This is a genomic window from Meridianimarinicoccus sp. MJW13 (genome assembly GCF_014901205.1).
Lineage (GTDB): Bacteria > Pseudomonadota > Alphaproteobacteria > Rhodobacterales > Rhodobacteraceae > Meridianimarinicoccus.
Genome location: NZ_JACNMU010000003.1, coordinates 177,110 through 202,556, shown reverse-complemented (window position 1 = coordinate 202,556; position 25,447 = coordinate 177,110). Strand labels below are relative to the sequence as shown.

The following is a 25,447-nucleotide window of genomic DNA, read 5'->3' as shown; positions in this document are numbered from 1 at the left end:
CGGCTTGGCAGACGACCTGCCCCAAGTGTCAGAATCACCAGGGGCGGTGTCGATTGGGGAAGCCATCGACCTTTTCGAGGAAGCGATTGTGTTCTTCGATTCAGAGGCGCGGATCGTTGCGTCCAATGCAAGCTTCCTGAAGACGTTCGAAGCCATTCGGGAGTTCGTGGCTTCTGGGTCAACCTGGGACATCTTCCTGCTGGAGGCCGAGCGCCACGCCCTGCTTGACGCACAGGTCTGCGAGTCCCTGCGTCTCGCCGAAGATCTCATGCTGGAAGGGCACATTGATCCGCCGGCCATAGAGTTCTCGACAGACACCCGAAGGGCCTTCGCCGCCCGCCTCAAGGCGGTTTCAAATGGCGGCTTTGCGCTCGTCCTGTCGGAAACCTATGACCACCGCGCCGAGGCGGATTCGGATCGTCTTGCCGAGTTGATGACCTCCAAGGTGCTGGAAGCTTGTCCCGCAAATCTCACGATGTCGCGGATCGGCGACGGGCAGATCCTGTATCGGACCCCGGCGGCGACGGAACTGCTGGGCATCTCACGCAACATGCGCGACCATTTCATGCACGTTGAGGAACGGGCCGATTTCATCACGGCCCTTCTGCCGGATGCCCGCGTCGACGACATGCGGGTGACGGGACGGCGCCGCGACGGATCCGCCTTTGCCGCAGCGCTCTCGGCGCGGCTGATCGACTATCGGGACGAGGAAGTCGTCGTGGCAGAGATGACGGATCTGACCGATGAATTGACGATGCGGGCAGAGTTGGAACGCCAGAAGGATCTCGCATTCCAATCGGAAAAGATGTCAGCCCTGGGCGAGCTTCTGGCAAGTGTTGCGCACGAGTTGAACAACCCGCTCTCCGTGGTGATCGGAAACGCTATGATGCTGGGCGAAGAGCCGTTGGACGAAAGTGCCATGAAGAGGGTCTCGAAGTTGAGCGCCGCCGCGGATCGTTGCGTGAAGATTGTTCGCACCTTCCTTTCGATGGCCCGCGAGCAACCGCTGGAACTCTCTCCCTGCAATCTCGGCGATTTGGTGGAGACCGCTATCGACGCCCACAAAAGTCATACCGACAGCTCCACGCCAGAATTGCTGGTATCCCTATCCGACAGATTGCCGGATGTCGTGGTTGACGAGGTTCAGATCGTGCAGGTGATCCTGAACCTGCTCAACAACGCAGAGCAGGCGATGGCCGATGCGGCAGTGGGCGATCAGGTGCGAATATCGGCGGAACTCGCGGAAACCAAGACCCTGGTTCACTTGACCATTTCAGACAATGGGCCAGGCGTCCCGAAGGAGATTCATGGTCGAATCTTCGATCCGCTCTTCACGACCAAATCAAGCGGAAAGGGCACCGGCGTCGGACTTGCATTCTGCCATCGCGTCCTTGCAGCACATGGAGGCTCGATTCAGCTCGACAAATCCATGGAGGGCGGTGCCCGTTTTGTGTTGGAATTGCCCGTGGAACGTTGCTGAACGAGGCACCGACGGCGTCGGACTGGAAACCCAGAAGCCAGCATTGATTGTGCCGTTTTGCCTATTGCACCGGTGCCACCAGCGACGGCCTTGCCCTCGCAGAGAAGCGGGGAACGGCCCTTATTGCCCGCTTGGGCTCTACGTCAGGAAACGGCTAGCGCGCTCGGCTAAGCCTCGACGTGCTAGTCGCCGATCCGTTGCGCAAGCTCGGCCGGCGTCCGCTCGTCAGTCCTAACAGGCTGCTGAAAAAGGCTCGCGCTTGGAACATCTTCCCTTGGACGGAGGAATCGTGGGGATGTTGGCTGTGGGCAAATAGCCCCTTCGGGTTCTCCCCGCCTCAGGCGGCAAGGAGTTTCGGCAGCCTCGCCAGATTGCAGGCCGCCATCGTTAACGTGAAGCGGGCGCGAACCCGCTCGATGCCGCGATACATGGTCTGCGCCATGCCGCCGACGGTCTTGGCCCAGCCGAAAGGCTCTTCGATTTTCTTCCGTCTCCGCTGGGATTTGGCGTAGCCCGGGTGCCGTGTGGTCCTGCCGTCGATGGCGGAATGGCGGGACTTCTGCGCGACCTGCGGTGTGACGACCATCTGGCGGAGCTCGGCGACGAAGTCGGCGCTGTCGTAGCCGCGGTCGGCTGCCAGGGACAGGCGCCGTGTCGATCCGGGTGAATGCCGATGGAGCATGTCGATGGCGGCACGGCGTTCGGCGTGGCCACCCGCCTGCGTGAGGTCGGCCTGCACGATCAGACCGGAGCGGTTTTCCATCAAACTATGCCCCATGAAGCACAGCACGGCCCCGGTGCCGGGCGACTTCTTGAACAGTCGGGCCTCCGGATCGGGCCTCGACGCGTGGGTCGCGTTGGAGCGCCGTTCACCACGAAAATCGACTTCGGCGTTGCGGCTGCGGTGTCTGGGGCGGGTCATTGGTTCGGGCTCGGCGGTGGATTGGTCGGGGGAAGACCGATTTCACTTATCTCAAGGTCATCGGCTGGGGCTGGTTCTATCTCTCCACGATCCTCGACGATCACAGCCGCTACATCGTTGCTTGGAAGCTCTGCACGAGTATGAAGGCCGAGGACGTCACCGATACGTTGGAACTGGCGCTGGCTGCATCGGGCTGTGACCAGGCGACGGTCGTCCACAAGTCTCGGCTGCTATCCGACAATGGTTTATCTTACGTCGCTGGAGATCTCGCCGAATTCCTCGACGACAAGGGCATGGATCACGTTCGCGGAGCACCGCATCATCCCCAGACGCAGGGCAAGATCGAGCGCTGGCACCAGACCATGAAGAACCGCGTCCTGTTGGAGAACTACTACCTGCCGGGCGACCTGGAACGGCAGATCGAGGCCTTCGTCGAGCACTACAACAACCACCGTTACCACGAGAGCCTGGGCAACCTGACACCCGCCGACGTCTATCACGGTCGGGGCGCTCACATCCTCTCGATGAGAAGGGAGATCAAGAAACAGACAACCCGGAAACGCCGCTTGCAGCACGACAAGGCCGCCGCATAACATCAAACAGAAAGCGAACCAGAACCCTCTTTACAAAATCGCCTCGCGCTCTCCGAAAAACTCTGACGACGGACAGGCGACAGATGCTGGCGCTGCGTGATCTCTTTCCGGGTGCCGCGCACGATCTCGGCGTCCAGATGTTCGCGACGCCCCGCGAAGCTGGGCGATGGTGGTCATCTTGTTGACACGGATAGCTGCCTTGAACATGGGGGCAGCGTAGGGAGGCCGGGGAGAGTTGTCATTTCAAATGACAACCTACTAGGCAATTCTCTGCGAGCCGCTCCGCTAATTGCCATTGGGCCGGAGGCGCTGCGCCCTCCTGGACTTCCCTTCAGGCAGTACTTGACTTATCCATTACTGATACGATATTTATTATCGTATCAGTAATGGATATTGAAGCATGGCATGATATCGGGCATCAACGGTACCAACCTTGTACTGGAATCAATGGTCAAACTGCGGATCGAGAACGGGATGATTGATCGTGCAGGTATAGTGAGAGGTGAACACGGATACATCGTTCAATTCTATGGCCGCGCGGCTGAGTGGAACGGGGAACCAGTCGTTCTTTGTAGCGCCAGAAATCCGTATGAACCTAGGCAGTTCAAGAGCTTAGACGGGGCGGTCTCTCAGGTTTCAAGAATTGGCTTGGACAAGCTAACCATAACGGCAGTGTCATCGACGACTTAAGATCGCGCCATAATTGTATCTGTCGGGCCACAAAGGTAAATTTATTCATCCTCAGGATGGCGGCAAACCTCAATATCTGTCATCAGTTTTCTATTAAAATCTTGAGGTTGCCTGTGAGAATACCTTCTATAATCGGACTAGCAGTCCTTGTTTCGGCATTGGTTGGGTGTGCGCCACAAACGCCGTACGATAGGTAAAAGGCGGGTCAACCTATACAGAATTTCCCCTACAAAGCTGGTGCTAATGAGGTTGAAATTCAGAGATCCGTCACCAATTGCCAAATTGAAGCGGCTCAGAGAGTTCCGCAGCAAATGGTTTCTCGAACAACACCATCTTACACCACTCCCGTTCAGACGCAGTGCAATCGAATTGGTACGCAGACATTTTGCAACTCCACGGGTGGCGACACATACGGTGGTCAGACGTATACATCCGATGCAAATGCGGGACTGAGGGTCCAAGCTTTCGCTCAGTGTATGGGTGACAAGGGATACCGCTTTGTGAATGTTCCTGCATGTCCTATGGGCACAACTGCTGCGGACTTGGATAAGTCACCAGTGCTTCGCCCGTTTTCCAGAAATACCTGCTATTTTGTTACCGAAAGCGGGCAGAGCGCTGTAGGTAACTTGGGCGAATAGTTCTTCGCAAGAAGATCGCCGCTTCTCCCATTGGGAGCGGCGGCTGCATACACACCTCAGGCCTGCTTGCGCGGCCTGCCGCCTTTGCGGCCATTCTCGCGGGCAGCCGCCGTTTTCGCTGCGGAGGTGGCTTGACCGGCGCGGCGGGCCATGTAGGCCTTCGTGCCGAATAGCCCCGCCATCAGGCCGGGAACGGAGAGGTCCACGTCCAGTGCTTCCCAGTGCAAGCCGTAGCCTGCGCCCAGGATCTCGACGGCCTCCAGTTCGTCCTCGCTGGCCGTTTCCAGACCTTGGGCAAGGCTGGGGGGGAACGCGAAGGTGCAGCCGTTGGTCAGGTCCACGATGATCCGGCTGTTGTGCCGGTCGTAGCGGACGGCATCCGCGCGGGGTTCGGTCTGTTGCGCCATGCGGCCACGTTCGAGAGCGGCATCAATCTCGGCGTCTTTCAGTTCAGCCATGGATTTCCCTCCATTTGGCAAGAAACAGGTCCTGCTGATCGTGAACAACCTGGACCGCCCGGCAAACTTCGTTGCCCTTCATGCCCTGCGCCCAAACCAGAACCGGCGAGCCGTCGGAACCGATCAGATTGATCTTGGCCTGGCCATCGCCAATCACATGAACATGGGCTGGTTCGTGATCTTCGGTGAAGATGATGATGCGCAGCCCGTGCGCGCGGTAGATGGTGACCATAGCTCAAAATAACCTATCATGTTGGGTTTTTCAAGATCACGCGTCAGTCGAAGCTAAAGCCGTTCGTTACATCAGGAACCAGCTAGCATGGCGCACAGTGTGTGAACAGGCATGCAATTTTGACCCGGTAGAGGGGTGATCTGCGTCCAAAGGTGACGCCATTACACTGATGTGGATGATGCCCCCGCGGTCATTGGGGAGCACAGTGTGGGATGTTGGTCGTGGAGACGATAGCGAAGATCCGGCGGGCGTATTTTCCGGATTGAGGCATTGAGTCGCCATTGGTTGGAGACCAATGCCGAACAAGTCGATCAAGCAGATCTGCCGTGAGCTGCGGGTATCGCGGAACACGGTGCGCAAGGTGATCCGGTCCGGTGCGACGGAGCTCACCTACGAGCGGACCATTCAGCCGTTGCCGAAGATCGGGCCTTGGAAAGACATGCTCGACGAGATGCTGGCGGTGAACGCACGGAAGCTCAAGCGCGAGCGACTGACCCGCATCTGCATTTTCGAGGAACTCCGGGCTCGAGGATATGATGGTGGCTATGATGCGGTCCGGCGATACGCGGCGACGTGGTCCAAGGAGGAAGAGGAGGCATCTGCCGCCGCCTATGTGCCGCTGAGCTTCGATCCGGGAGAGGCCTACCAGTTCGACTGGAGCCACGAGATCGTAGTGATCGATGGGGCGACGACCGCGGTGAAGGTGGCGTACGTCCGCCTCTGCCACAGCCGGATGCTGTTTGTGCGGGCCTATCCGCACGAGATCGAGCCATGGGAACGCCACTGGTCCGAGAGACCATGGCGAGGGGAGATGGTGTTTGATGCGCTCGACAAGGCCTTTTACTTCTTCGGTGGAGCCTGCGCGCGGGGCATCTACGACAGCGGGAATTGTCCGCCATTGGTCCGAGGACAATGGCGAGTGGACAGGTCGAGAACCAGGTCGGCGTTGTCCGACGGCGGTTCTTCGTGCCCCGGCCGAAGTTCAAGAGCTACGCCGAACTCAACGCCTGGCTCGAGGATCGCTGTGTTGCCTGGGCCAAGGCCAACCCGCACCAAGAGCTTCGGGATCGAACGATCTGGGAGGTGTTCCAGGACGAGCGCGCGAGACTTGTGCCCTACGTCGGCCCGTTCGACGGCTTCCATGCCGTTCCGGCGTCGGTCTCGAAGACCTGCCTCGTCCGGTTCGACAGTGAGGAGGAATAGAAAAAGGTCCGGGGGACCTTTTTCCTGACGAACCGCTACTCCGTGGATGGGCCGACCATCCGAGTTTGCCATCCTCACATACGTAATCGGCATCTATAACTCGAGTTGTCGGCATTCAGCCCTGGGCTGGAAAAGCCCCTTGGCCTTCGAGGCACACGCCGCACAATTGAGAACTTGAAGCGGCATCAAATCGGGACAGGTCCAGTTGCTGGAAGGGATTGCCTGGCGCCTGGCGCACCGTAGTCCCGCAATGGCCCACTATTCCTCTGCGATTCCCAGACAAAGTTGATCTCCGTTGTGCAGTATTCGCTTTTCCTCGAACCCATTGGGCACGGGTGTCTCACTTGACAGCTGCACTGGATTCGGGACGGGTCTGATCTTCGTGCCTCCTCCAGCCTGCATTTCTTTCAACAAGTCCCCCAAGGCATCGCTCTGGGGCTCAGGGTCTGCTTGCTTGGGACGCCCAAAGGCGCGGTCGAGAATTGCCAGGCAGGCCGACACACGGGCCGCGTCGCTTTTGCCATGCCTCATCACCTCCGCAAGCATTTCCAGAGCTTCAGGTGCATAGCTCTTGGCGATCTCTGACAAAGTTGCGCTCTGCGATTGGGTTGCCTTGTTCCTGGCCCCGTGCGGTCGACCAGCGCCTGGCCTTGCTCCACCCCTACCCATGTTTTCTCTCCGTTTGATTGATCTTTGAATTATTCGCCTCTTCACTGAACCAAAAAACAGCCAATCGATGATCGACAGAATTGGGTCGGGGAATTTTTTGATCTTTCAGCCAAAAGACAAGTTTTCCGCTGAATTCAGAGGGCGGAAAGATCTCACTGAGCGAGGGCAGAGCCGCATTTCGCAGAAACCTGTCCCAGGCGTCGTTTTCCGGGCTGCCAACGGCAACCGGAAACCTGCCCGGGGGTGGGTTGGCCCCTTGGTTCATTTGAGTGGTTTTAGTATATATTGGGATACTGGACATTCTGTCCGCTTTTTCCGGACTTTTTGTCCGGTTTCTCAGTTCCGGAGAGGGGCTGCAATTGTCCGGGTGTTTTGCTGAGCAAATCATTGCGTCCAGCTTGGGAAACCGGTAGTTGCGCCGCCGCTTGTCAGTGGCCGCTTGTGTGCAGATGATCCAGCCACCGTCGACCAGAGCCTTTCTGGCACGCCGGATCGTTCTCTCATTCAGATTGGTTCTTGCCTGAATTTGCCTGTCAGACGGAAAGCAGCGGCCATCTTTCACATTGTAGAACTTGAACAGCAGAATTCGGAAAATCTGTTTCTGGCTGCTCGTCAAAGAGGACTTTTCTACCCTCTCGGCCAGGATCTGTCGTGATTTTCTGGTGGTTGTGTCTGACACAATGCAGACTCCCTTGTTGGGTGCTCGCATCATGCTTGATATGGAATCTATGCGGAAATCTGGGCCATGACCAGAGATGGTTGTCGCGCTGACCCAAAAAGATTTCGGCACCACTCGCCTGCCAGTTGGAACATCTCCGGGAAGGACCTGCGGCTATCGCCTGTTCAGGGGCCACAGACCCAAAGGCTCGTAGGCCTCTTCTGCAAGTAGAATGGCCCTTGAGAGGTAGATCCAGCAGCAGCCCCCTTCTGCCGGTACGGGCTTGCTCCACGGATTCCGGGAACCGCTGTCATTTTAATGCTCTGGACTGGCTCTTGTGCATAATCACACTGAAAAGCACAAGACTTCCAATATTTCTGATGACGTCTTATCACCCCCGATAAGCTGCCATTATCAGAGGCATAGGATTTGGGCCGAAATCCAAGGCCCTACTGCCCTGCCCCATTTGACTGGCGATTGGCCTCATTCGGCCCCTGTGATCTCTGTCAGGGACGGTTCAGCACCACCAGATCGCGCGCAGGAACCTCAAGGTCGAGCCCGAGGGGCGCCGCCAGCGCGGTAGCCTGTGCCGAAAAGGCATCGCCAAGCCGCTTGTGACCGGGACCGCGCATCTTCGGGATCCGGTCAACAACGGCCCGGGTCAGCGCGGCCAGCCTGTGCCGCATGGGGGCGGTCAGGCTGCGATATCCCAGATCCTGCGCGAACCGCACCAGATCCCGGTCCGTGATCTCATCGGCCATCTGCGCCGCCCCGATATCGAAGGACAACTGATGCGTGACCTGATCGTCGATCAACGTCGGAACGATATCGTAAAATGGCGCAAGCTGCGGCCGGCCCGTCGGATCGGGCGCGTAGAGCAGGGCGTGGTTCTTGGCATGGTTGTCTGTGTTGCCCAGCAACAGGTTGATCATCGTACCTTCCAGAAAGGCCGAGCGCGCCTGCGCCGGGGCGCTGCATTGCGCCAGAATCCGCCCCGCCGCCTGTGCCGAGAATTGGCGCGGGCCGCTGCCATTGCGTTGATACTTCAGGTACGGCCCCAGCCCCAAGGCCTGGCAGAAATCTTCCTGATGGGTGCGATGCACCTCCGCCCCCCGCACCGACCGGTCGAAACGGGCGATCAGCAAACCGCGCAGGTCGCCCTGCCCGATCACCTGCGTTTCAGCCACCGGATGCGCCAGCAAGCTGGCCGCGATCGTCATCAGCGCGTGTTCCTGTTCGACCAGCCGCAGGTCGCGCGCCCGCGGAACCTTCAGGATATGCGTTGTCGGCGCGCCGCTACCCGGGCGCGGCAGCGCAAACCCCCCATTCAGCAGAACCGTCACCGCCACCTTGCCCTGCACCCCGGCCAGGGGCGACGGGTCCTCCGACATCTCGGGCAGACGACGGTGGTCCCGCAAGGCGCGCAGGATCGCCTCCAGATCCTCCGACGACAGCACCGTATAGTCCCTGTCCAGATGACCGGGGCGCTTGCCCGGCCCCTCCCCCTCCGGCACCACCGAGATCGCACCGGGACAATCCCGGCCAAGATGCGCCAGCAGCCCCACGATATCTGTCTGCGCGATCCCATGTTTCTGCATGACCTGATCCCGCATGGCGTTTTCGAACAGCAGGTTGTCGAAGAAGCCCCGCGTCGGAACATCGCCGAAGGGCGCATGCTGAACCGGCAGCGACAGGGACAGCGGATGGGGCAAGTCCTTTCGCACGTACCGGAAGGACACCGCACCATCGTCGGCGCGGTGCAGGGTGCCGACCGGGGTGGCCTGCCCTTCTAGAAAGACGTCCAGCCGTTGCATCTCAGCCCTCGGCCGTCAGGTCGAGCCCGAGGTCGCGGCACAGGGTAAACACCACCCCGATCTGCGCGGTTTCCTTGCCCCGCTCGGCCGCGATGATGGTCGGAACCGAGATCCCCGATTGCACCGCAAGGGTCTCTTGCGTCAGGCCCAACGCCTTGCGGCGCTTGCGAAGGGCAACGCCAAGATCGGCGGGGGTCTTGATGGTGTGACGGGGGCGCGGCATGGAAACCTCAAGGCTCGTTTAGGTTCTGGCAGTATTAGGGGTAGCGGCCCAAAAACTCAACGTACTTTTAGATTTCATCGATTCAGAGTGGGGCAGTCCCTGAAATCTAAACGAGCTTTGATATTTTTGTGGCGGAATTCGCAGAAATCCTTGCGCGCTTCAACCACGGGCGGACCGCGGCCCCAAAAACCGAAGGGGCGCGCCCGGCGGCACGCCCCCTCCCCGTCTCGCGTGATGGCCCGGTCTAGTCGTCCAGCATCGCCAGCAGTTGCTGCACGGCGGCTTCCAGCTTTCTGCGATCCATCGTCGTGAAATCGGCATCCAGTTTCAGCTCCAGCCGTCCCATGGACGCCGTGCATTTCGCCGCCCCCCTCGGGCTTTGCACCTGGAAGGTCGTGCGCGCCTTGCGGGGCGATTTCCCGGCCCGTGGCGCGCTGTTCCCTGCGGGGAACGCGTCCTGTGCGGGGTCGCTGCCCGTCTCTCCCTGCCCCACATAGGCCTTCAGGATCTCCAGTTCCCCGGCCGCATCCCGTGCGCCGCCGGTCACCAGGGTCCGTTGCAGATCGGCCAATGTTTCCGGCTCGGCCTCGATGCGTTTGCGCACCGCCAGACCAAGCGCACGCGGGATCGCCTGCGGGTGTTGCAGATGCCGTTCCAGCACCGTCAGCAGCTTGGCAAAGGCGCGGATATAGCTGCGCTTTTGCTTGCCGACGGAGCCATAGAGCGCATCGACGGCCTCGTCGGTCGTCTCCGCCGTGGTCGCGTCGCTTTCGGCATAGCTGCGCGCCAGGGCCGCCATCTCGGCAAAGGAGATATCGGTGCGCACGAGGTTTTCGTCGACCATCCGGCGATACAGCCCTTCCAGCGACTCGCCCTGCCCCAGTACGACCGCTGGAATGCTGTCATAGCCGCCATCGGGGTTCTCGGCATCCAGGGCCCGGAACGCGGTCAGGCGCCGCAACCCCTGCACCAGTTCAAAGCCATCGCCGGCGGCTTCGACCTGGATCGGGTTGGACAGGCCGATTTGCGCGATCGAGGTTTTCAGATCCTCAAGATCCTCGGCGCCCACGCTCTTGCGATCCCGGACCAATTTGGTGGTCCGGATCTCGCCCAGCGGCACCCGTTGCAGGACAAGACCCTGGTTCCGCAGCGACACATACTCATGCGCCAAGGCATCGTTTTCGGCCCGGATTGCCTGTTCGGTCTCGGCCCGGTCACGCAGGGAATCCGCGTTTTCGCGCACGGCGCTGGCCATCGGCCCCCGGCGCGGCTCTAGCGAGGAGATGCGCGGACCGCCGGGGCGCGGTTTTTCCTGTTCCTCGGGCATGTCGATGTCAAAGACGCGACGTCTCTTCTTGGTCATTCACTCTCCTCCATCTTTTCCCAGGCTTCGGTCAGGTTCTTGCGAAACTCGGTATAGGCCCGGTCAAAGGTGGCGCGGGCGCGCCGCCATGTTTCACGGGTCATGTCGCGATAGTCGATCTCGTAGACCGAACTCAGGAATCGCCCTGACTGTTCGACGGCGCGGGTCAGCTCGATCGGATGCTCGGTCACACGGTCGCCGAAGACCTTGCCGAAGGCTTCGTACATGGCGCGGTGCAATTCGTTGCCCGGCTCGAACCGGGTCAGAAGGAACCGCAGGTCAAGGAAGGCTTTCGGGCCGGTGGCGTTCCCCGCGGGGAACGCGGCATCCTTGAACCCGGCATCCAGATCCTCCAGCGCCTCGCTGAGCTGGCCGATGAAACTGGTGGTGCTGTCGTATTCCCAGTAGCCGGGGCCGGACGGGATATAGAGCACATCCGCCGCGAAGACAGCGTTCATCGATTGATAGCCGATGGCCGGCGGGCAATCGAAGATGATGATGTCATAGCTGTCGGCCGGGATCGCCGAAAGATAGCGGTCGACGGCGGCAAAGAACGACCAGTCCGGGTTCAGGTGCCGGTACTGGGCCGAGGCGAATTCGACAAAGGCAGCGTTGGCGCACGACGGGATCAGGTCGATGGTCGGCCAGGACGTCGGCTGGATAAAGTCCGAAATGCGCAGATCTTCCAGACCCATGTCGCGCACCGAAGCGGGCAGGCGGCGTTCCACCACCTTGGTGCCCGACGCCGCGCCCGAGCTGGCACTGTTCATGCGGTCGGTCTCGCGGATCAGGTCGCGCGCCATGATGCCCCAGACCGTGTAATCCTCGGACACGTCGCTGAGCCCCATGGAATGGCTGAGCGTCGCCTGCGGGTCGAAGTCCACGCACAACACCCGGTAGCCGTCCAGCGCCGCCGCGTGAGCGAAATGCAGGGCCACCGTCGACTTGCCTGCACCGCCCTTGAAGTTGGCAATGGCGGCGCGGATCGCGCGCTTGCCGGGCGGGCGCGGGGGCATCAGGGTCTTGCGGTTCACCTTCATGCGGCGGCGCAATTCGTTGATCTCGGCCAGCGAGAACCAGCGCTGGCGGCCGTCTTCCTCGACCTCGCCGACGGGCAGGGAGGGGTCTGCCGACAACCGGCCGCGAAAGGTGGACTGGTTGATCTTAAAGATCAGCTCGGCCACCTCCCACGAGGAAAAGCGGCGCAGGGTCTTTTCCATTTCCGGGGAGAAGGTCTGCTTCCGGATCCAGCCCTGCATTTTCAGCGAATGTGACTGAAGCTCCTGAAGGTCGCGATAGTTGTACATGCCCACCTCATGAGACGTAAATTCTGCTCTATTCGTGAAATACGCCTATTTGCCTGTTTTGGCAAAACAGAATATTCTCGATCCACGCGAAACCCGTTGTCCGACGGGGGCCTTGTGGCCTTGGCGCTACGGATGCGAATCGCCGAACGCCCTAGAGCGCCGCGCCAGATGCTGAGGCGCGCGTGTTTTGGGGGGACAGGATTTGGCGTAGGGGCGCCATTGGGGGGACAAATCCGGTCAACAGGGGGACGCATGGGATGTCCCCCATCACCTGTGAACCCTAAATCTTTGATTGATTAGGCGGGCTGAACGGGGACGCCGGGGCAAACACGTTGACAGAATCGAAAATTGGACGCTAAATCCTGAACCATAAGCAAAAGCGTCCGGACAACCGGAGGCACGGTTCCCAGGAACCACAGGCACGAGCAGGATACGGTCCAATGTTGGCCAAGCAAGCTGTGGGGCAGGGAGCTGCCTCTCGAAAATACGATGTGCTCACGGCATTGGGCACCATGGCCTGCGCCGAGACAAGCTCGGTCCAGCGGACGATCCTCAGATTCATGACCCTGATCACCGCCCGGTACAACTGGATGCGGGACGAGCTGTCGATCGGCCGCGCCGATATCGCCCGGCTGTGGCAGGTGAACGAGCGGACGGTCAAGCGGGAGTTGGCCAAGCTGAAGACCCGGGGCTGGCTGACGGTAAAACGTCCGGCGGCGCGGGGCCGGGTGACGGTCTATGGCATCGACTGGGCCAGTATTCTGGAGGCGTCGCGTCCGACCTGGGCCAACGTGGGGCCAGACCTTGAAGCGCGTTTGGGCGGGGCGGCGGGGTCTGCACCGGAACCTGTGCGGGCCAAGGTGGTCGCATTTCCGACCGTGGACACGGCAGGGCAGGGGGGCTGGGGCCGCGCGGCGGCCATCCTGCAGGGCGAGGATCCGGCCTTTTATGCAAACTGGTGTGCGGGGCTTGAGTCTGCCGGGGTGTCGGACGGGGTTCTGGAACTGATCGCGCCCTCGGCGTTTCACGCGCAGTACCTGCAGACACAGGGTTACGACAAGCTGTTCCACGCGGTGCGCCGGGGTCTGCCCGAGGTTCAGCGCATGGTGGTGGCGGGACAGCGGCCGGGGTAGCCAGATTGCTGGTCTGTATACGACCAATTCGGCGTTGCAGTCCTACCTGATCCTTGCCTATCCCAAGGCAGAACGGGTCACGATGGAAGTGGGGCTCTACCCTATGGCCAATCCCGCCGGGCGGTTGTCGGATGAACAGAAGGAATTTTCTGTCCCATGAGTACATTTGAACGCTACCTTTCGCTTTGGATCGCCCTTGCCATGGTCGCGGGGATCGCGCTTGGCAGTGCCGCCCCCGCGCTGGTCAACGCCGTGGCCGCGGCCGAGGTGGCCAGCGTGAACCTTGTGGTTGCGGTTTTGATCTGGGCGATGGTCTATCCGATGATGGTCGGGGTAGACCCGTCGAGCCTGCGCAATGCGGTCAAGCAACCCAAGGGGCTGGCCATCACGCTGATCGTCAACTGGCTGATCAAGCCTTTCACGATGGCCGCCCTGGGGGTGCTGTTCTTCGAACATGTCTTCGCGGATCTGATTGCGCCGGCGGACGCACAGCAATACATCGCCGGGCTGATCCTGCTTGGCGCCGCGCCCTGTACCGCCATGGTGTTCGTCTGGTCGCAACTGACCCGAGGCGACGAAAGCTATACCCTGTTGCAGGTGTCGGTGAACGATGTGGTGATGGTGTTCGCCTTCGCGCCCATCGTCGCCTTCCTGCTGGGGGTCACCGATATCCAGGTGCCCTGGGAAACGCTGGTTCTGTCGGTTGTCCTGTTCGTCGTGCTGCCCTTTGCCGCCGGGTTCGTGACCCGCAAGCGGCTGGGCACCGAGGCCCGGATCGCCGCCTTCCAGGCCCGGATCAAGCCGTGGTCGATGATCGGCCTGATTGCCACCGTGGTGATCCTGTTCGGTCTGCAAGGGCAGGTGATCCTGGATCGCCCGCAAGTGATCGCCCTGATCGCGGTGCCGATCCTGCTGCAATCCTACGGGATATTTGCGCTGGCGTACGGGGCCGCCTATGCCCTGCGGGTGCCGCACCGGATCGCCGCCCCCTGCGCCCTGATCGGCACGTCGAATTTCTTTGAACTGGCCGTCGCCGTTGCCATCAGCCTGTTCGGCCTGAACTCTGGCGCGGCGCTGGCGACGGTGGTCGGCGTGCTTGTCGAAGTGCCGGTGATGCTGTCGCTGGTGGCTTTTGCCAATCGGACGCGGGCGGGTTTCGCGGCAGAGCCGGACGCAAGGACCGAGACGCCCTAGGCCAGGGTGCAAATGCGCATGCCGCTCTTTGCGTGGTCAGGGCGAGGCGGCCAAAGCGCGCGCGCCCGGTTTACGATTTTCTGCGTCCGCCTTCTTGCGGCGGGAATTGGGAGTATACTTCCAGTCGTGCCGGGTCTGGCTGCCGAAGTCTTCTGAATGCCGGGGGACAGCTTGCCCGGACGCCGACGATGGCATCCCGATGCGCGGGCAGGCGGCAAGGAAGGATCATACCCATGACGGACACGCAACGACCGACGCGGACCCTGAGAACCCTCGCCGTCGTGGCGATCGGGTTCGGCGTGCTGACCGTGATCTCGGGCACCACGACCTTGCTTGGCGGCATCGACATGGGGGCCGTGGTGTCCTTCGTGCTTTGGTTCAACACCTGCGCGGGGATTGCCTATGTCCTGGCGGGTATCGGCCTGTGGCAGGGGCGCCCATGGGCCCCGCCGCTGGCCGTGGCCATTTTCCTGGCCACCCTGCTGGTCTTCGCCGCCTTCGGGGTACATGTGCTGCGTGGCGGTGCCTTCGAAATGCGAACCGTGCTTGCCATGACGCTTCGCACCGCGGTCTGGGGCGGGATCGCCCTTGCCGCACGGCGCGGAGCGGGTTGAACCGTCGGTGCCAGGTATCAGGCGGTGCCGGTTCCGCCACTGCGGGCCGTCATAGGCACGCGCGTCGTCGTCAACACGTTGCCCAGTGTATCGACCACCAGGCGAACGCGGCGCGTCCCGTCGCGCAGGGTCACGCGAAAGCGGCCCGCGTCGTCGCCTTCGCCACGCTCGACCAGGCAGGTCATGGCCCCGTCCTGCATCATCTGTCGGATCTCTTCCGGCGTGCGGTCGAACAACCGGCCAAGGTCGCCCGGGTCTGCTTCGAACCCGTTTTCGGTCGGTTCCAGTTTCATCGCCAGTCCTCTTGCCTGTCCGGTCATGCTGTGGCCGCCGACACCTGCCCGGGCCGGGACAGCGCGATATCGGCAAGGGTGGAACGGTCAAGGTCGGCAATGAAGGCCGCCTCGGCGCGGCGCAGGCGGCCTTTCAGCCCGCAACGGCCGTCGATGGTGCAAGCTCCCTTGCCCGAGAAGCACTCGACCAGCGCCTGGTCCTGCTCCAGCACGCGGACAACATCGCCCAGCCGGATCTGGTCCGACGGCCGCGCCAGCATCGCGCCGCCCCCGCCGCCCCTGCGCGTGGTGACGATCCCGGCCTGTGCGAGGCGCTGCACGATCTTGGTCAGGTGGTTGCGCGACAGCCCGAATTCCTCGGCCAGCTCGGCGGTGGAAAACCCGCGTTCGGGCGCGCTGGCCAATCGCATCAGCGCGCGCAGGCCATAGTCGGTAAAGGAGGTCAGTCGCATCGGCACTCCAATCGGTATTTACAATACTTATTAAATCACGTAGCCCGGAATACAAGCACGCATTGTGCGACGGCCCCCGGGGCGCGCCCCGCTGCGCAGGGTCATCGTGCAACCCCCGTGCCGTAATTTGCCCTTCGGGGCATCCACATTTCCCGTTGTGCCTTCAAGGAGCCTGCCATGACCGACCAGCCCGCCCCCACCGACACGACTTCCTGGTTGCCGAGCCTGCGGACGGACACGCCCGAAGCCGGGTTCCAGCTTGCCATCACCATGGCGCGCCGTGCCGTGAAGGCGACCCAGCCTGACATGGACACGCTGAAGAAACTGCGTCCCGCCTATGCCGGGGATTCCGACAGCCTGATCCAGGCCTCGGGGGTCGTTGCCAATTACTTCGCGACCGTCGCGGCGGCGAACGACTACTGGAAGTCGTAAGCCGGGGACCGGCTGCCGAAAGTCCGGAGCAGGGAACCATCAGACCGCTGAAGACCGGCCCGGACGGGCCTGGGGCGTCTACTTGGCTTGCAGGGCGGCGACCATCGCCGCGCCGATCCCGGCAATCGCCGCGTTGCGTTCCGACATGTCGGCGTCGTTTTCGGTCAGATAGATCGCCACCAGCACCGGTTGCGCCCCATCGGGCCAGATGACGGCAAGGATCGACCGCGAGCCGAACCCGCCCGCGCCGGTCTTGTCTCCGATGACCCAGCCGTCGGGCAGGCTGGCGCGCAACAGATCGTCGGCCACTTCGTCGGCGATCATCCAGTCGGCAAGCTGCCTTCGGGACGCCTGGGTCAGGGCATCCCCGAACAAAAGTGCCTTCAGGGTGGTCAGCGCAGCCCGCGGTGTCGTGGTGTCGCGCGGGTCGCCCGGCGCCCCCTCGTTCAGGTCGGTTTCCCAGCGATCCAGACGGGTCGTTGCGTCGCCGAGGTCGCGCAATGCGCGGGTGAACCCCTCTGGCCCGCCGATCGTCGCCAGCAGCAGGTTGCCGGCGGTGTTGTCGCTGATGGTGATCGTCGCCTTGCAGAGGTCACCAACCGTCATGCCGGTCTCGACGTGCCGTTCGGTGACCGGCGAGTAGGCCACGAGATCCGCGGCGGCATAGTGGATCCGGCGCTCCAGAGTGTCCTCACCGGCATCGACGCGGCGCAGGATCACGCCGCACAGCAGGCTTTTGAAGGTGCTGGAAAGCGGAAAGCGATCATCCGCGTGATGGGTCCAGATCCACGCACCGGCCAGATCGGTCATGGCGACCCCGATACGCCCCCCGATCCGGGTTTCCACATCCAGAACGCTGAGCCGCAGCGGGTCTTCAGCCGCAGCGCTGTCCGCAGATATCATCCCGGACAGGAGCAACAGGATCGCCCCGGCCCAGCCTTTGGGATTGATCGTCACTGGCGTCATCACGGCCTCGTCTGTTGGGGTTCCTTGACGGTGTATAGACGGCTTTCCGCGCCGCGTGGGGAAAACCAACGTGGCAATCCGGGGGACAAGGCGGCGGGGCGGCGGCCCGCCCCCCGGGGCGCAAATGCCCCCTTGCCAGACCGATGCGCTGGCACGGATAGTTCTTCAGGCATTCTGCGGCGGCCCGGACCCGCATCCTTTCGGGCGGATCCGGGACCAGCCCAGTCGATACCCAGAGGAGATTTTCCACCATGGACAGCCAAGGCGATACGCAATCCCCAAGTGTTTCCCGCGCCACCATCGTCGCGATGGTCGTCGGGCTGGTGGTCCTGGGTCTTGCCTTCGGGACCATTGCCGTGACCGATGTTTCATCGGCGGGCAGCCTATTGTACTGGAACCTGCTGGTCATTCTCGTGGCCGCGGCCTCGCTGGCCAACAGCCGGTATCATGCTGGACTGAAGCTCACGGATTTTCGCACCATCCTGCCGATGCTGCTGCACTGGCTGGCGGTGCTGGTGGTGATTCACCTGCTGTTCCTGCTGGTCAGCACCGGCCGCATGGCCAACGCGGATGTGGGGCTGACCTGCGCCTTCATCCTGACACTGGGCACCGTTCTGGACGGGATCCGGGGCAACTGGCGGATGATCGTGCTGGGGCTGGCGCTGGGTCTGCTGACCATCGGGATGGCGATTGTCGAACAATACGTCTGGGTTCTGCTGATCGTGGCCCTTCTGGCCATCGCCATGCTGCTGATCGGCGCGCGGCTGACAGGGCACCGCAAGGGCGACGCTTGAGGCCGCCTGCCGGGGCTGCCCGGATGCGATGCCCCCGGTCCGCTCGGCCTGACCGGATCTGCCGATGACCCCGTCAAACCGCCCCCCAGAACGCCCCGGCCCGGAACGGCTTGCCATCGACCTGACGATCCGGATCGGGCTGCTGATCCTGTTTATCGGCGTGATCGCCGCGCTGGTGCATCCTTTCGTGACCGTGATGATCTGGGCGGTGATCCTGACGGTCACCCTTTATCCGGTCTACCTGTGGATCCGCGATCGTCTGGTCCGCAGCGGCATCGTCGCCGCCGGGATCGTGACCGTGCTCAGCCTTGCGCTGATCCTCGGGCCGATTGGGCTGCTCAGCGCCAGTCTCATCGAATCCATGCTGGCCATCGCCGAAGCAGTTCGGGATCGGAAGATCGACCTGACGACCTTGCCCGACGCCCTTACGGACCTGCCGACCGTGGGCCCGGAGATCGAAAAGTTCTGGACGCTGGCCACGGACAACACCGGCGACTTCCTGAAACACTATGGCCACACCATGCTGGCGCCCAGCGAATGGCTGCTGAAGGTCGTCGTCGGCCTGGCCGGCAGCACGCTGGTCTTTGCCATTGCCATCGTGGCCTCGGGATTTCTGTTCGTGCCCGCGCCGCGTCTGGTCGCCGCCCTGCATGACATCCGGATGCGGATCGTCGGCCCGAAAGGCACCGATTTCGTGACCCTTGCGGCGGCCACGATCCGCAGCGTGTCGCGCGGCATCGTGGGCGTGTCGGTCTTGCAGGCGCTGGCTTTCGGTTGCGTGGCCCTGGTGATGGGCATCCCCCATGCGGGGCTGCTGACAGCGATCCTTCTGGTGCTGACCATCGTCCAGATCGGCAGCGGCATCGTCATCTATCCGGTTCTGGCCTGGGTCTGGTTCACCCGCGATTTCTCGGCGGCCCTGGTGTTTGCCCTCGCCATGAGCCCGATCTTCGTGCTTGAGAACCTGTTGAAACCGATCGCGCTGTCGTCCGGGGTCACCACACCGACGCTGGTGGTGGCCGTGGGGGTCTTCGGCGGGTTGATCGCCTTCGGCCTGCCGGGTCTCTTCATCGGCCCCGTGGCGCTGGCGGTCTTCTTTGAGCTGGTGGTGTTCTGGGTCTGGCCCGACCGCATTCCAGCCGCAGAGGCCGAGGCCTCTGACGAATAAGCGGGGCTTCCGGCGTCCCGTGCCGCCGCGCTCAGTAGCTCTCCCCAAGCGCCAGGTACAGGTTGACCCGGTTCGTCAGCAGGGCGGACTGGCTCTGGATCACGTTGATGCGGCGGCCGATGGCAAATTCAGTCAGGTAGAGAAGCGCGACCATGTCGATGGTTCCGGCGTCATAGTCCTTTTCGCCCAGTTGCACGGCATCCTTGGCGTCGTCATAGGACGCCCGCCAGCTGCCAAGCGCCTGCCGCAGCAATTGTTCGTTGGCCATGCGCGCCTCGACCTCGCCGAAGGCTTCCAGCACCGTCTGGCCGTAGTTCGCCGTCGCTTCCGCCTGCCGGGCGGTCATGCGCACCACGTCGGCCTGCAGGGCGCCGCCCATGAAGATCGGTTGCAGCAGGCCGACACCGATCTGCAGGAACCCCGGATTGCCAGCGCCCAGCAGCGCCAGGCTGGGATCGACCAGTTTGCCCCCCGCCGCGGTCAGCGAGATCCCCGGAAGCCGGGTCAGCTTGGCCACCTCGACATTGTAGAAGGCCGCGATCACCTGCTCGCGCGCGGCCACCACGTCGGGACGCCGGTCCAGCAGCGACAGTGGCAGGCCCGCCGAGAGCGTGCCCGGCATCCGCGGGTAGCTGCTGGCGGGCTTCAGTTTCAGTGACGGGTACCGGCCCAGCAGAACCTCCAGCGCGGCGGCGGCCTCGTTCGACTGCGCGCGCAGTTCGACCCGCGCGGCCTTGGCTGCGTTCAGACGGCCCTGCGCCTGCACCACGTCGAAATCCGACACGACGCCAGCGGCCTCGCGCTTTTGCGCCAGCGACACAAGCTGGGCGTATTGATCGACGACATCATCGGCGGCCGCCAGCAACTGGCCGATCTCGATATAGGCGATCCAGGACCGTCCCACCGTCGCGGCAATCGACTGGCTGGCCCAGACGGCCTCATTTGCCACCGCGCCGGCCCCGGCCACCGCCGCCGCCTGGTTGGAGCGCAGCTTGCCCCACAGATCCACCTCCCACGATACCGCGATCCCGCCACCGCTGTGTTGATGGGTGCGATCCGCGTCCAGATTGCGGATCTGGTGCGACCCAGCAGAGGCGCCCACCCAGGGCATGATCGGCGCCCCGGCGATCTGCGCCGTTTGCAGGGCCGCCTGCACCCGTGCCGCCGCCGCCGTCAGATCGCGGTTGTTGGTCAGCGCCTCGTTGACCAGCGACGTCATCCGGGAATCGCGGAAACTGGCGACCCAATTGTCGCCCACAGCCGAACTGGCCGCGCCCTTGCTGGACCAGGCCGCCGGGATCGCCGTGGACTCGGGCAGGGCGTCATCCAGCACCGCCGAAGGTTCGGGCGCCAGGGCCAACTCGCAGGCTGCCAACGCCAGCACGCTCAACAGGCCCGCCGCCGCACGCACCCGCAGGCCCGTAAACCGACGCGTCGCCCGCCGCGTGCCCCCGCCCGGCGCTTGATGTTCCGAAAGGCTCGCGCCGTGCCGTGGTGCCATGTGGTTGCCTGCTTCTTGCGTCATCTTGGTGTCCTTGCCCGACCCCGTTGTGTCCGGCCCTAGAATGGCATCGGATACAGGAAGCGCTTCCAGGTGTAGGTGCGCAGCGCGATCTGCCCGACCCAGGTGAACGGATTGGCCGGATCGGTCAGCACCAGGGCCGCGCCTTCGGCACCGATCGGCGTGTGCGGCGGCGGATCATCCAGCGTGATCTGCACCGCGTAGCGGCCTTCGGGATAGGTCGGCAGGTCGATCCAGGAGGGCAGGCGGCCCGATGGCATCATCTGGCCCCGGCCACTGGCCCACCAGATATCCTTGACCGTGGCCGAAAACGTCTCGCCCGGATAGAGGTTGAGCGCGACCACCACCTTCTGCCCCGGTTCCATGAACTTCAGGTTTTCCTGCCGGTACATGGCCAGAATATAGGGATCGTCGTCGGCGATGAACGAGGCGATGGCACCGATCCGCAGGATGCCCGCCACCATGCCCGGCTGCACCTGTAGGTTGACGATGCTGCCATCGGCGGGCGCGGTGATCTGGGTGTTTTCAAGATAGTATTGCGCCTGTTTCAGCGATGCTTCGGCCTGAAGCACCCCGGTGTTGACGCCGTCGATCTGCGAGTCGTAGGCCGCCTGCGCGCGTTTGAGTTGCGCCTGCGCCTCGGCCACCTCGGCCTCGGACGTCAGCACATCCGTCTGCCAGCGCTGCGCCTCGGCCTCGGGTGCGGCGCGCTGCGCCGCCAGACCCGTGTAGCGGTCGGCCTGGCTCTGCTTGTAGGTCAGTTCGGCCTGCGCCCGCGCCACGGATTCCTCGGCAACCTTCACATCTTCCTGCAACACCACCGCATTCTGTTTGGCCGCCGCCACCGCCGCCGTCGCGGCATCCACCTGGTATTGATAGATGCGGGCATCCATGCGGATCAGCGGGTCGCCCTTTTTCACCGCCTGCCCTTCGGTGACCAACACCTCTTCGACGGTGGTGGGCTGTGACAGGCGCGGCACGATCTGCACCGTGTGGCGCACCAGCCGAACATCCGTGGTGAGCGGCGAGATGAAGCGCATGCCGACCAGTGGCACCAGCACCAGATGTAGGCCGATGAACACCGTGGTCACGCCCCAGGCCGGGGTCAGCCGCAGCCATCTGAACTTGAAAAAGACGAGCCAGACAAACACCGCATAGGCGAATGTCATCGCAAAGACTGCAAACACCGATCAGATCTCCCGCTTGTCCGATTGCGGCGCCGTCGGATCAGGGCGGCTGCCCGCCTCGCGCTTGTCCGCCTCGGCCGCCGTCTCGTTCTCCAGCCGGCGCATCAGGGCCTCGACCTGCTCCTTGGGGAGATCACGGCCATAGGCAAAGCGCGACAGGCGTTGCAGGTCTTCCAACTCGTGCTTGCGTTCTTCGTCGGGGAAGTACCGGATATCGATCTTGTCGGTGGGCTTGAAGGCCCAGATCAGGGCCTGGATCCACGGTACGATCGCCAGGAACCCGACCCAACCCATGGTATAGACCGCCTCGGCATCCGGGTGATTGCGCGAAATCGCGATCCGTCCCGGCAGGCCCAGCAGCCAGACCACGAAAGACAGCGCCCCAAGCACGGTCAGCATCAGGCAGGCCACCATGATGGCATCCCAGAAATGGGGGCTTGCCTGGAAATTCACCCAGGCCGTTTCAATCCGTCCAAACATTTGACCTTCCCCGGCATCCGGTTTGTCTGGTCACACCATCATGCGCGACACCGCGTTTGTCCATGCCCCGCTAGGCGTTCCCGGCCAACAGTCAATCCATTGCGACAATTGTTCATGCGAGACCCGCCGAGGCGACCCCTGTGGTGCCGGCGGCCTCAGGGGGTCTTCGAACGCCGCGAACCTTACTCGGCACGCCGATCAGCGCGGTGCCGTTATAGAGGCTGGTCACTTCCCGAACCCCTCCGGACGGTGTTGCCACGGCGCATTCGTTCGGGAAATCCAGAAAACGTCCTCAGGAACAAGGCGGTGGTTGGTGGGTTTGCGCCCGTTCGGGTGCGGACAGTTAGAAGACACCGTTCCAAATGTACTCGCTCAATCGACTTGAATATGGTCCCCCGGACCGTTTTCCGGCCAGTCTCATTCTGACATCATGGCTCGTGCCAAGCTGGTTTGCATCGCAGAGACCAGCTTGAATCGGGCATGTCCAGTGGTGGGAATCTCTTTTATCAACATGATCTGATGGGTCTTTAGGTTGCGCAATTGCCCACTTATCGCGGTTTGCATAATTTGCAATACTATCCCTGACGGGGGCAGACTTGTCCTTGGGTTGCCAACAAGCTGAACCTCAACAATGAGATTCCGGGAGAACGCTGAAATGAAGACGACGATCTTAATTGGAACATGCGCCGTCTTTCTTCTCGGCACAGCAGAAATGTCCGTCGGGCAGCAAGCCGATTCACCGGCGACTTCGGTTGAGAAAAACGCGCCGAATTCAATTGCCTGTTCTCAGGAACGCGGCGAGGTGCTTGGTGAGTGCAGCTACCGCCTCGACCGGGATGAGAAAGGGAAAACAACGGTGACGGTGATCTTCGCAAATGGATTCACGCGGCGTCTCTTTTTCGAGGATGGCAAGTTCCTGAAAGCAAGCGTGACTATGTCCGGTGTTGGCACCAATGGCGATTGGAGCCTCGAGAGCGGCACGCATATGATTCAGGTTGACGGTCAGCAATACCAAGTGCCCGACACCCTGGTCACGGGCAATTGAGTTTCGCGCATTTTCACAGGGTCATTTCGTACAGGGAACTGAACGATTTCCGACTGGTAACGGAATGATCGGCGACGTGTTGTTCAAGGTGTTGGAGTTCGATGTCTTCGGAATTGGCGCGCGTGATTGTTGAGACACATCGCCCGCCCCAGAACTGGCAACGCCAGTAGATTTTGCGTATGGCCGGAAACTCACGTTGAAATCGTTGCGACGAACGGCCCTTGAACTTGTGCAAGCGATCCGAGATGGCCGAACTTCGGTGGACCCGATTGGACGTCGGAGGGATTTCTCAAGGGCGGGGGTACAGAAAGACCCCGCGCCCCTTTCGAGGCGCGGGGTCTTCCTTGAAAAGCTACTTCATGCTTTCTGCGGTTACCTTGTAGATTTCGCCCTCATCAGTGGCGACGTACAGGGCGTTGTCCGGCCCCATGACAAGGCCACGGAAGCGCGCCGAAAAGCCGAGAGGCATCCGAGTGATCCCGTTGATGCCCAAGCCGTCGGGTGTAACGCTGATCAGGTCAATTCTCGAACCCGCTGGCGTATCACCAAAAGCGATGCCCATGATGCCGACAGCCAGGCGGCCCTCGTAGATGCCCCAATTCTCTCCTTTGAGAAAGGCGGCAGAACTCATGCCCTGAGAAAACCCGTTGTTGTTCCATGAAGATGGCATCAGGTCGTCAAAGCGTGTGTCACTCATCGGCGTATAGGCTGCGCGAACTGCTGGGTCTACAGCGTCCAGCTGGTTCGGCTCGTACCCACAATACTGATCCGGGCACTCGCCTCTGCCACCGGTGTTCTGAGCCGGATCCCATCCGGCGTTGCCGCCGTTCACAAGCGCCGTGATTTCATCGTTGTGCCACGGGCCATGTTCCGACGTGAAAGCCTTCCCGTCGCTTGGGCGGAAATCAATACCTTGAACATTTCTATGCCCGTAAGTGTAGATGCGCTTGTCATAGCCTTCGGGCGGATTGTTGTCCGGATGCGCATTCCCATCGGCATCGATCCTCAGGACTTTACCGCACAGCAGTGTTCCATCCTGCGGACAGACCCCTCTGTGACGATCGCCACCCGTCACCCAGAGATAACCGCCAGGTCCAACGCGGATCCTGCCGCCGTTGTGAGCCCCCGGTCCGCCAAAAGGCTGGTTGGAGTCAAACGGCTTGTATTGAATGTCAGTGACAATATCCGTTCTGTCAGAAACGCTTTTCAGGTCGTCGCTGACCTTGAACCTCATAACGATGTTGCCGTCGCACCTTTCGAAATTGGTCTTGCAGCCATCGCCGTGATATTTGGATGAGGTCGAATAGACGTACAGGGTGCGGTTCTTCGCGAAATGCCTATCTGCCACCACGCCAAGCATGCCGGCTTGTCCTTCGCAGAACAGGTCACTACCGGCATCTGCATAACCCTCGGAGTCGACCATTCCATACAGGGCATTCACAGTTCCATCGGTCATTCTTACAGAAAGACCATCGCATTTTTCAGTGAAGAACATTGTGCCGTCCGGCAAGAATGCCATGTCCCAGGGCGCATCCCGTTCCGCCAGGACAACTGTTGCAGTAATCTTGGGAACGTCCATCGCTTCCTGGTGCTCGTCCGACCTTGCGGTGGATGCTGTAGTCACCACGCACAGTGTCACGACAGCCGATAAAAGCTGTTTCTTCATATTATCCTCCCGTTCGTCTTTTACTTTTTTGCCGTTACGAGGGTCCGATACTCGGACGAATACTACTTACGCAACAAAGGTAGGTTTTCCGTATGGCGTACTTCAAAAACACTCGATGGACATTGTCCGTGGCAGCGCGAGACACGATCAATTTGACCCTGACGCAGGCATCTGCAGACTGCAGTGTTAACCATACCCTATCACTTTTCCCAGCGCGCAGGAACGGTGAAGTTGTAATCTGCCGGGCGCAC

23 protein-coding genes and 4 pseudogenes are annotated in these 25,447 nt (G+C 61.8%); 10 read left to right on the top strand and 17 right to left on the bottom strand.

What is annotated here, in order from left to right:
* The first annotated feature begins 4 nt into the window (after positions 1–4).
* The gene (locus H8B03_RS06625; RefSeq protein ID WP_193140941.1) at positions 5–1,480 is read left to right on the top strand and encodes a sensor histidine kinase; all 1,476 of its coding nucleotides are present in this window, start codon (positions 5–7) and stop codon (positions 1,478–1,480) included.
* A 337-nt stretch (positions 1,481–1,817) separates the two neighbouring features.
* On the opposite strand, the pseudogene H8B03_RS06620 reads toward H8B03_RS06625, so the two are convergent.
* Positions 1,818–2,438: pseudogene (locus H8B03_RS06620) on the bottom strand (transposase); the annotation flags it as partial.
* On the opposite strand from H8B03_RS06620, the pseudogene H8B03_RS06615 reads away from it, so the two are divergent.
* Positions 2,435–2,995: pseudogene (locus tag H8B03_RS06615) on the top strand (transposase); the annotation flags it as partial. The pseudogenes H8B03_RS06620 and H8B03_RS06615 overlap by 4 nt on opposite strands.
* 1,384 nt (positions 2,996–4,379) lie before the next feature.
* Here the strand turns inward: H8B03_RS06615 and H8B03_RS06610 are convergent.
* Together H8B03_RS06610 and H8B03_RS06605 are read right to left on the bottom strand one after the other, a co-directional pair.
* A complete protein-coding gene (locus tag H8B03_RS06610) occupies positions 4,380–4,781 on the bottom strand; it encodes a DUF2442 domain-containing protein (protein WP_193140940.1) in 402 nt (133 codons plus the stop codon).
* The gene (locus H8B03_RS06605; RefSeq protein WP_193140939.1) at positions 4,774–5,013 is read right to left on the bottom strand and encodes a DUF4160 domain-containing protein; all 240 of its coding nucleotides are present in this window, start codon (positions 5,011–5,013) and stop codon (positions 4,774–4,776) included. The genes H8B03_RS06610 and H8B03_RS06605 overlap by 8 nt, the downstream gene beginning before the upstream one ends.
* 212 nt (positions 5,014–5,225) lie before the next feature.
* Here H8B03_RS06605 and H8B03_RS06600 point away from each other — a divergent pair.
* A pseudogene (locus H8B03_RS06600) lies at positions 5,226–6,201 on the top strand (IS21 family transposase); the annotation flags it as partial.
* Positions 6,202–6,877: 676 nt separating this feature from the next.
* Here the strand turns inward: H8B03_RS06600 and H8B03_RS06595 are convergent.
* The 5 genes from H8B03_RS06595 to H8B03_RS06575 form a co-directional block, all read right to left on the bottom strand.
* Complete coding sequence (locus tag H8B03_RS06595; protein WP_193140938.1) at positions 6,878–7,564, bottom strand: helix-turn-helix domain-containing protein; 687 nt, start codon at positions 7,562–7,564, stop codon at positions 6,878–6,880.
* A 485-nt stretch (positions 7,565–8,049) separates the two neighbouring features.
* Entirely contained in the window at positions 8,050–9,357 is a 1,308-nt protein-coding gene (locus H8B03_RS06590; RefSeq protein ID WP_193140937.1) for a HipA domain-containing protein, read from the bottom strand.
* A 1-nt stretch (position 9,358) separates the two neighbouring features.
* Positions 9,359–9,580 carry a helix-turn-helix domain-containing protein gene (locus tag H8B03_RS06585; RefSeq protein WP_193140936.1) on the bottom strand — a complete coding sequence of 74 codons (222 nt, stop codon included), beginning with the start codon at positions 9,578–9,580 and terminating at the stop codon, positions 9,359–9,361.
* Positions 9,581–9,824: 244 nt separating this feature from the next.
* On the bottom strand, positions 9,825–10,943 hold the full coding sequence (locus H8B03_RS06580) for a ParB/RepB/Spo0J family partition protein (protein WP_193140935.1): 1,119 nt from the start codon (positions 10,941–10,943) through the stop codon (positions 9,825–9,827).
* Positions 10,940–12,250, bottom strand: coding sequence for an AAA family ATPase (locus tag H8B03_RS06575; protein WP_193140934.1), 1,311 nt, complete (start codon positions 12,248–12,250; stop codon positions 10,940–10,942). Before H8B03_RS06575 ends, H8B03_RS06580 begins: the two co-directional genes overlap by 4 nt.
* A gap of 440 nt (positions 12,251–12,690) precedes the next feature.
* Here H8B03_RS06575 and H8B03_RS06570 point away from each other — a divergent pair, with 440 nt between their 5' ends.
* From H8B03_RS06570 to H8B03_RS06560, 3 genes are all read left to right on the top strand, one after another.
* Entirely contained in the window at positions 12,691–13,383 is a 693-nt protein-coding gene (locus tag H8B03_RS06570; RefSeq protein WP_193140933.1) for a hypothetical protein, read from the top strand.
* 156 nt (positions 13,384–13,539) lie between these two features.
* The gene (arsB, locus tag H8B03_RS06565; RefSeq protein WP_193140932.1) at positions 13,540–14,577 is read left to right on the top strand and encodes an ACR3 family arsenite efflux transporter; all 1,038 of its coding nucleotides are present in this window, start codon (positions 13,540–13,542) and stop codon (positions 14,575–14,577) included.
* Positions 14,578–14,810: 233 nt separating this feature from the next.
* A complete protein-coding gene (locus H8B03_RS06560) occupies positions 14,811–15,191 on the top strand; it encodes a hypothetical protein (protein ID WP_193140931.1) in 381 nt (126 codons plus the stop codon).
* Between the two features lie 17 nt (positions 15,192–15,208).
* Here H8B03_RS06560 and H8B03_RS06555 read toward each other — a convergent pair whose 3' ends face one another.
* Entirely contained in the window at positions 15,209–15,484 is a 276-nt protein-coding gene (locus H8B03_RS06555; RefSeq protein ID WP_193140930.1) for a DUF6522 family protein, read from the bottom strand.
* A gap of 23 nt (positions 15,485–15,507) precedes the next feature.
* A complete protein-coding gene (locus H8B03_RS06550) occupies positions 15,508–15,936 on the bottom strand; it encodes an Rrf2 family transcriptional regulator (protein WP_193140929.1) in 429 nt (142 codons plus the stop codon).
* Between the two features lie 177 nt (positions 15,937–16,113).
* Between H8B03_RS06550 and H8B03_RS06545 the strand changes: the two genes are divergently transcribed.
* Complete coding sequence (locus tag H8B03_RS06545) at positions 16,114–16,368, top strand: hexameric tyrosine-coordinated heme protein (RefSeq protein ID WP_193140928.1); 255 nt, start codon at positions 16,114–16,116, stop codon at positions 16,366–16,368.
* A gap of 78 nt (positions 16,369–16,446) precedes the next feature.
* Here the strand turns inward: H8B03_RS06545 and bla are convergent, their stop codons facing one another.
* Complete coding sequence (bla, locus tag H8B03_RS06540; RefSeq protein WP_394355451.1) at positions 16,447–17,271, bottom strand: class A beta-lactamase; 825 nt, start codon at positions 17,269–17,271, stop codon at positions 16,447–16,449.
* Positions 17,272–17,585: 314 nt separating this feature from the next.
* Here bla and H8B03_RS06535 point away from each other — a divergent pair, with 314 nt between their 5' ends.
* Together H8B03_RS06535 and H8B03_RS06530 are read left to right on the top strand one after the other, a co-directional pair.
* Positions 17,586–18,128 carry a hypothetical protein gene (locus tag H8B03_RS06535; protein WP_193140926.1) on the top strand — a complete coding sequence of 181 codons (543 nt, stop codon included), beginning with the start codon at positions 17,586–17,588 and terminating at the stop codon, positions 18,126–18,128.
* 64 nt (positions 18,129–18,192) lie between these two features.
* Positions 18,193–19,296, top strand: a complete 1,104-nt coding sequence (locus H8B03_RS06530) for an AI-2E family transporter (protein ID WP_193140925.1) — start codon at positions 18,193–18,195, stop codon at positions 19,294–19,296.
* 31 nt (positions 19,297–19,327) lie between these two features.
* On the opposite strand, the gene H8B03_RS06525 is transcribed toward H8B03_RS06530, so the two are convergent.
* The 4 genes and pseudogenes from H8B03_RS06525 to H8B03_RS18955 all read right to left on the bottom strand — a co-directional run.
* Positions 19,328–20,821, bottom strand: coding sequence for an efflux transporter outer membrane subunit (locus H8B03_RS06525; protein ID WP_193140924.1), 1,494 nt, complete (start codon positions 20,819–20,821; stop codon positions 19,328–19,330).
* A 35-nt stretch (positions 20,822–20,856) separates the two neighbouring features.
* Entirely contained in the window at positions 20,857–22,005 is a 1,149-nt protein-coding gene (locus H8B03_RS06520) for an HlyD family secretion protein (protein WP_193140923.1), read from the bottom strand.
* A 3-nt stretch (positions 22,006–22,008) separates the two neighbouring features.
* A complete protein-coding gene (locus H8B03_RS06515; RefSeq protein ID WP_226925751.1) occupies positions 22,009–22,485 on the bottom strand; it encodes a DUF3302 domain-containing protein in 477 nt (158 codons plus the stop codon).
* Positions 22,486–22,713: 228 nt separating this feature from the next.
* A pseudogene (locus H8B03_RS18955) lies at positions 22,714–22,821 on the bottom strand (IS5/IS1182 family transposase); the annotation flags it as partial.
* A 319-nt stretch (positions 22,822–23,140) separates the two neighbouring features.
* Here H8B03_RS18955 and H8B03_RS06510 point away from each other — a divergent pair.
* Entirely contained in the window at positions 23,141–23,530 is a 390-nt protein-coding gene (locus H8B03_RS06510; protein WP_193140922.1) for a hypothetical protein, read from the top strand.
* 13 nt (positions 23,531–23,543) lie between these two features.
* Here H8B03_RS06510 and H8B03_RS19200 read toward each other — a convergent pair whose 3' ends face one another.
* Together H8B03_RS19200 and H8B03_RS06500 are read right to left on the bottom strand one after the other, a co-directional pair.
* A complete protein-coding gene (locus H8B03_RS19200) occupies positions 23,544–23,816 on the bottom strand; it encodes a transposase (RefSeq protein WP_394355450.1) in 273 nt (90 codons plus the stop codon).
* Between the two features lie 66 nt (positions 23,817–23,882).
* The gene (locus H8B03_RS06500) at positions 23,883–25,196 is read right to left on the bottom strand and encodes a sorbosone dehydrogenase family protein (protein WP_193140920.1); all 1,314 of its coding nucleotides are present in this window, start codon (positions 25,194–25,196) and stop codon (positions 23,883–23,885) included.
* Between the last annotated feature and the right edge of the window lie 251 nt (positions 25,197–25,447).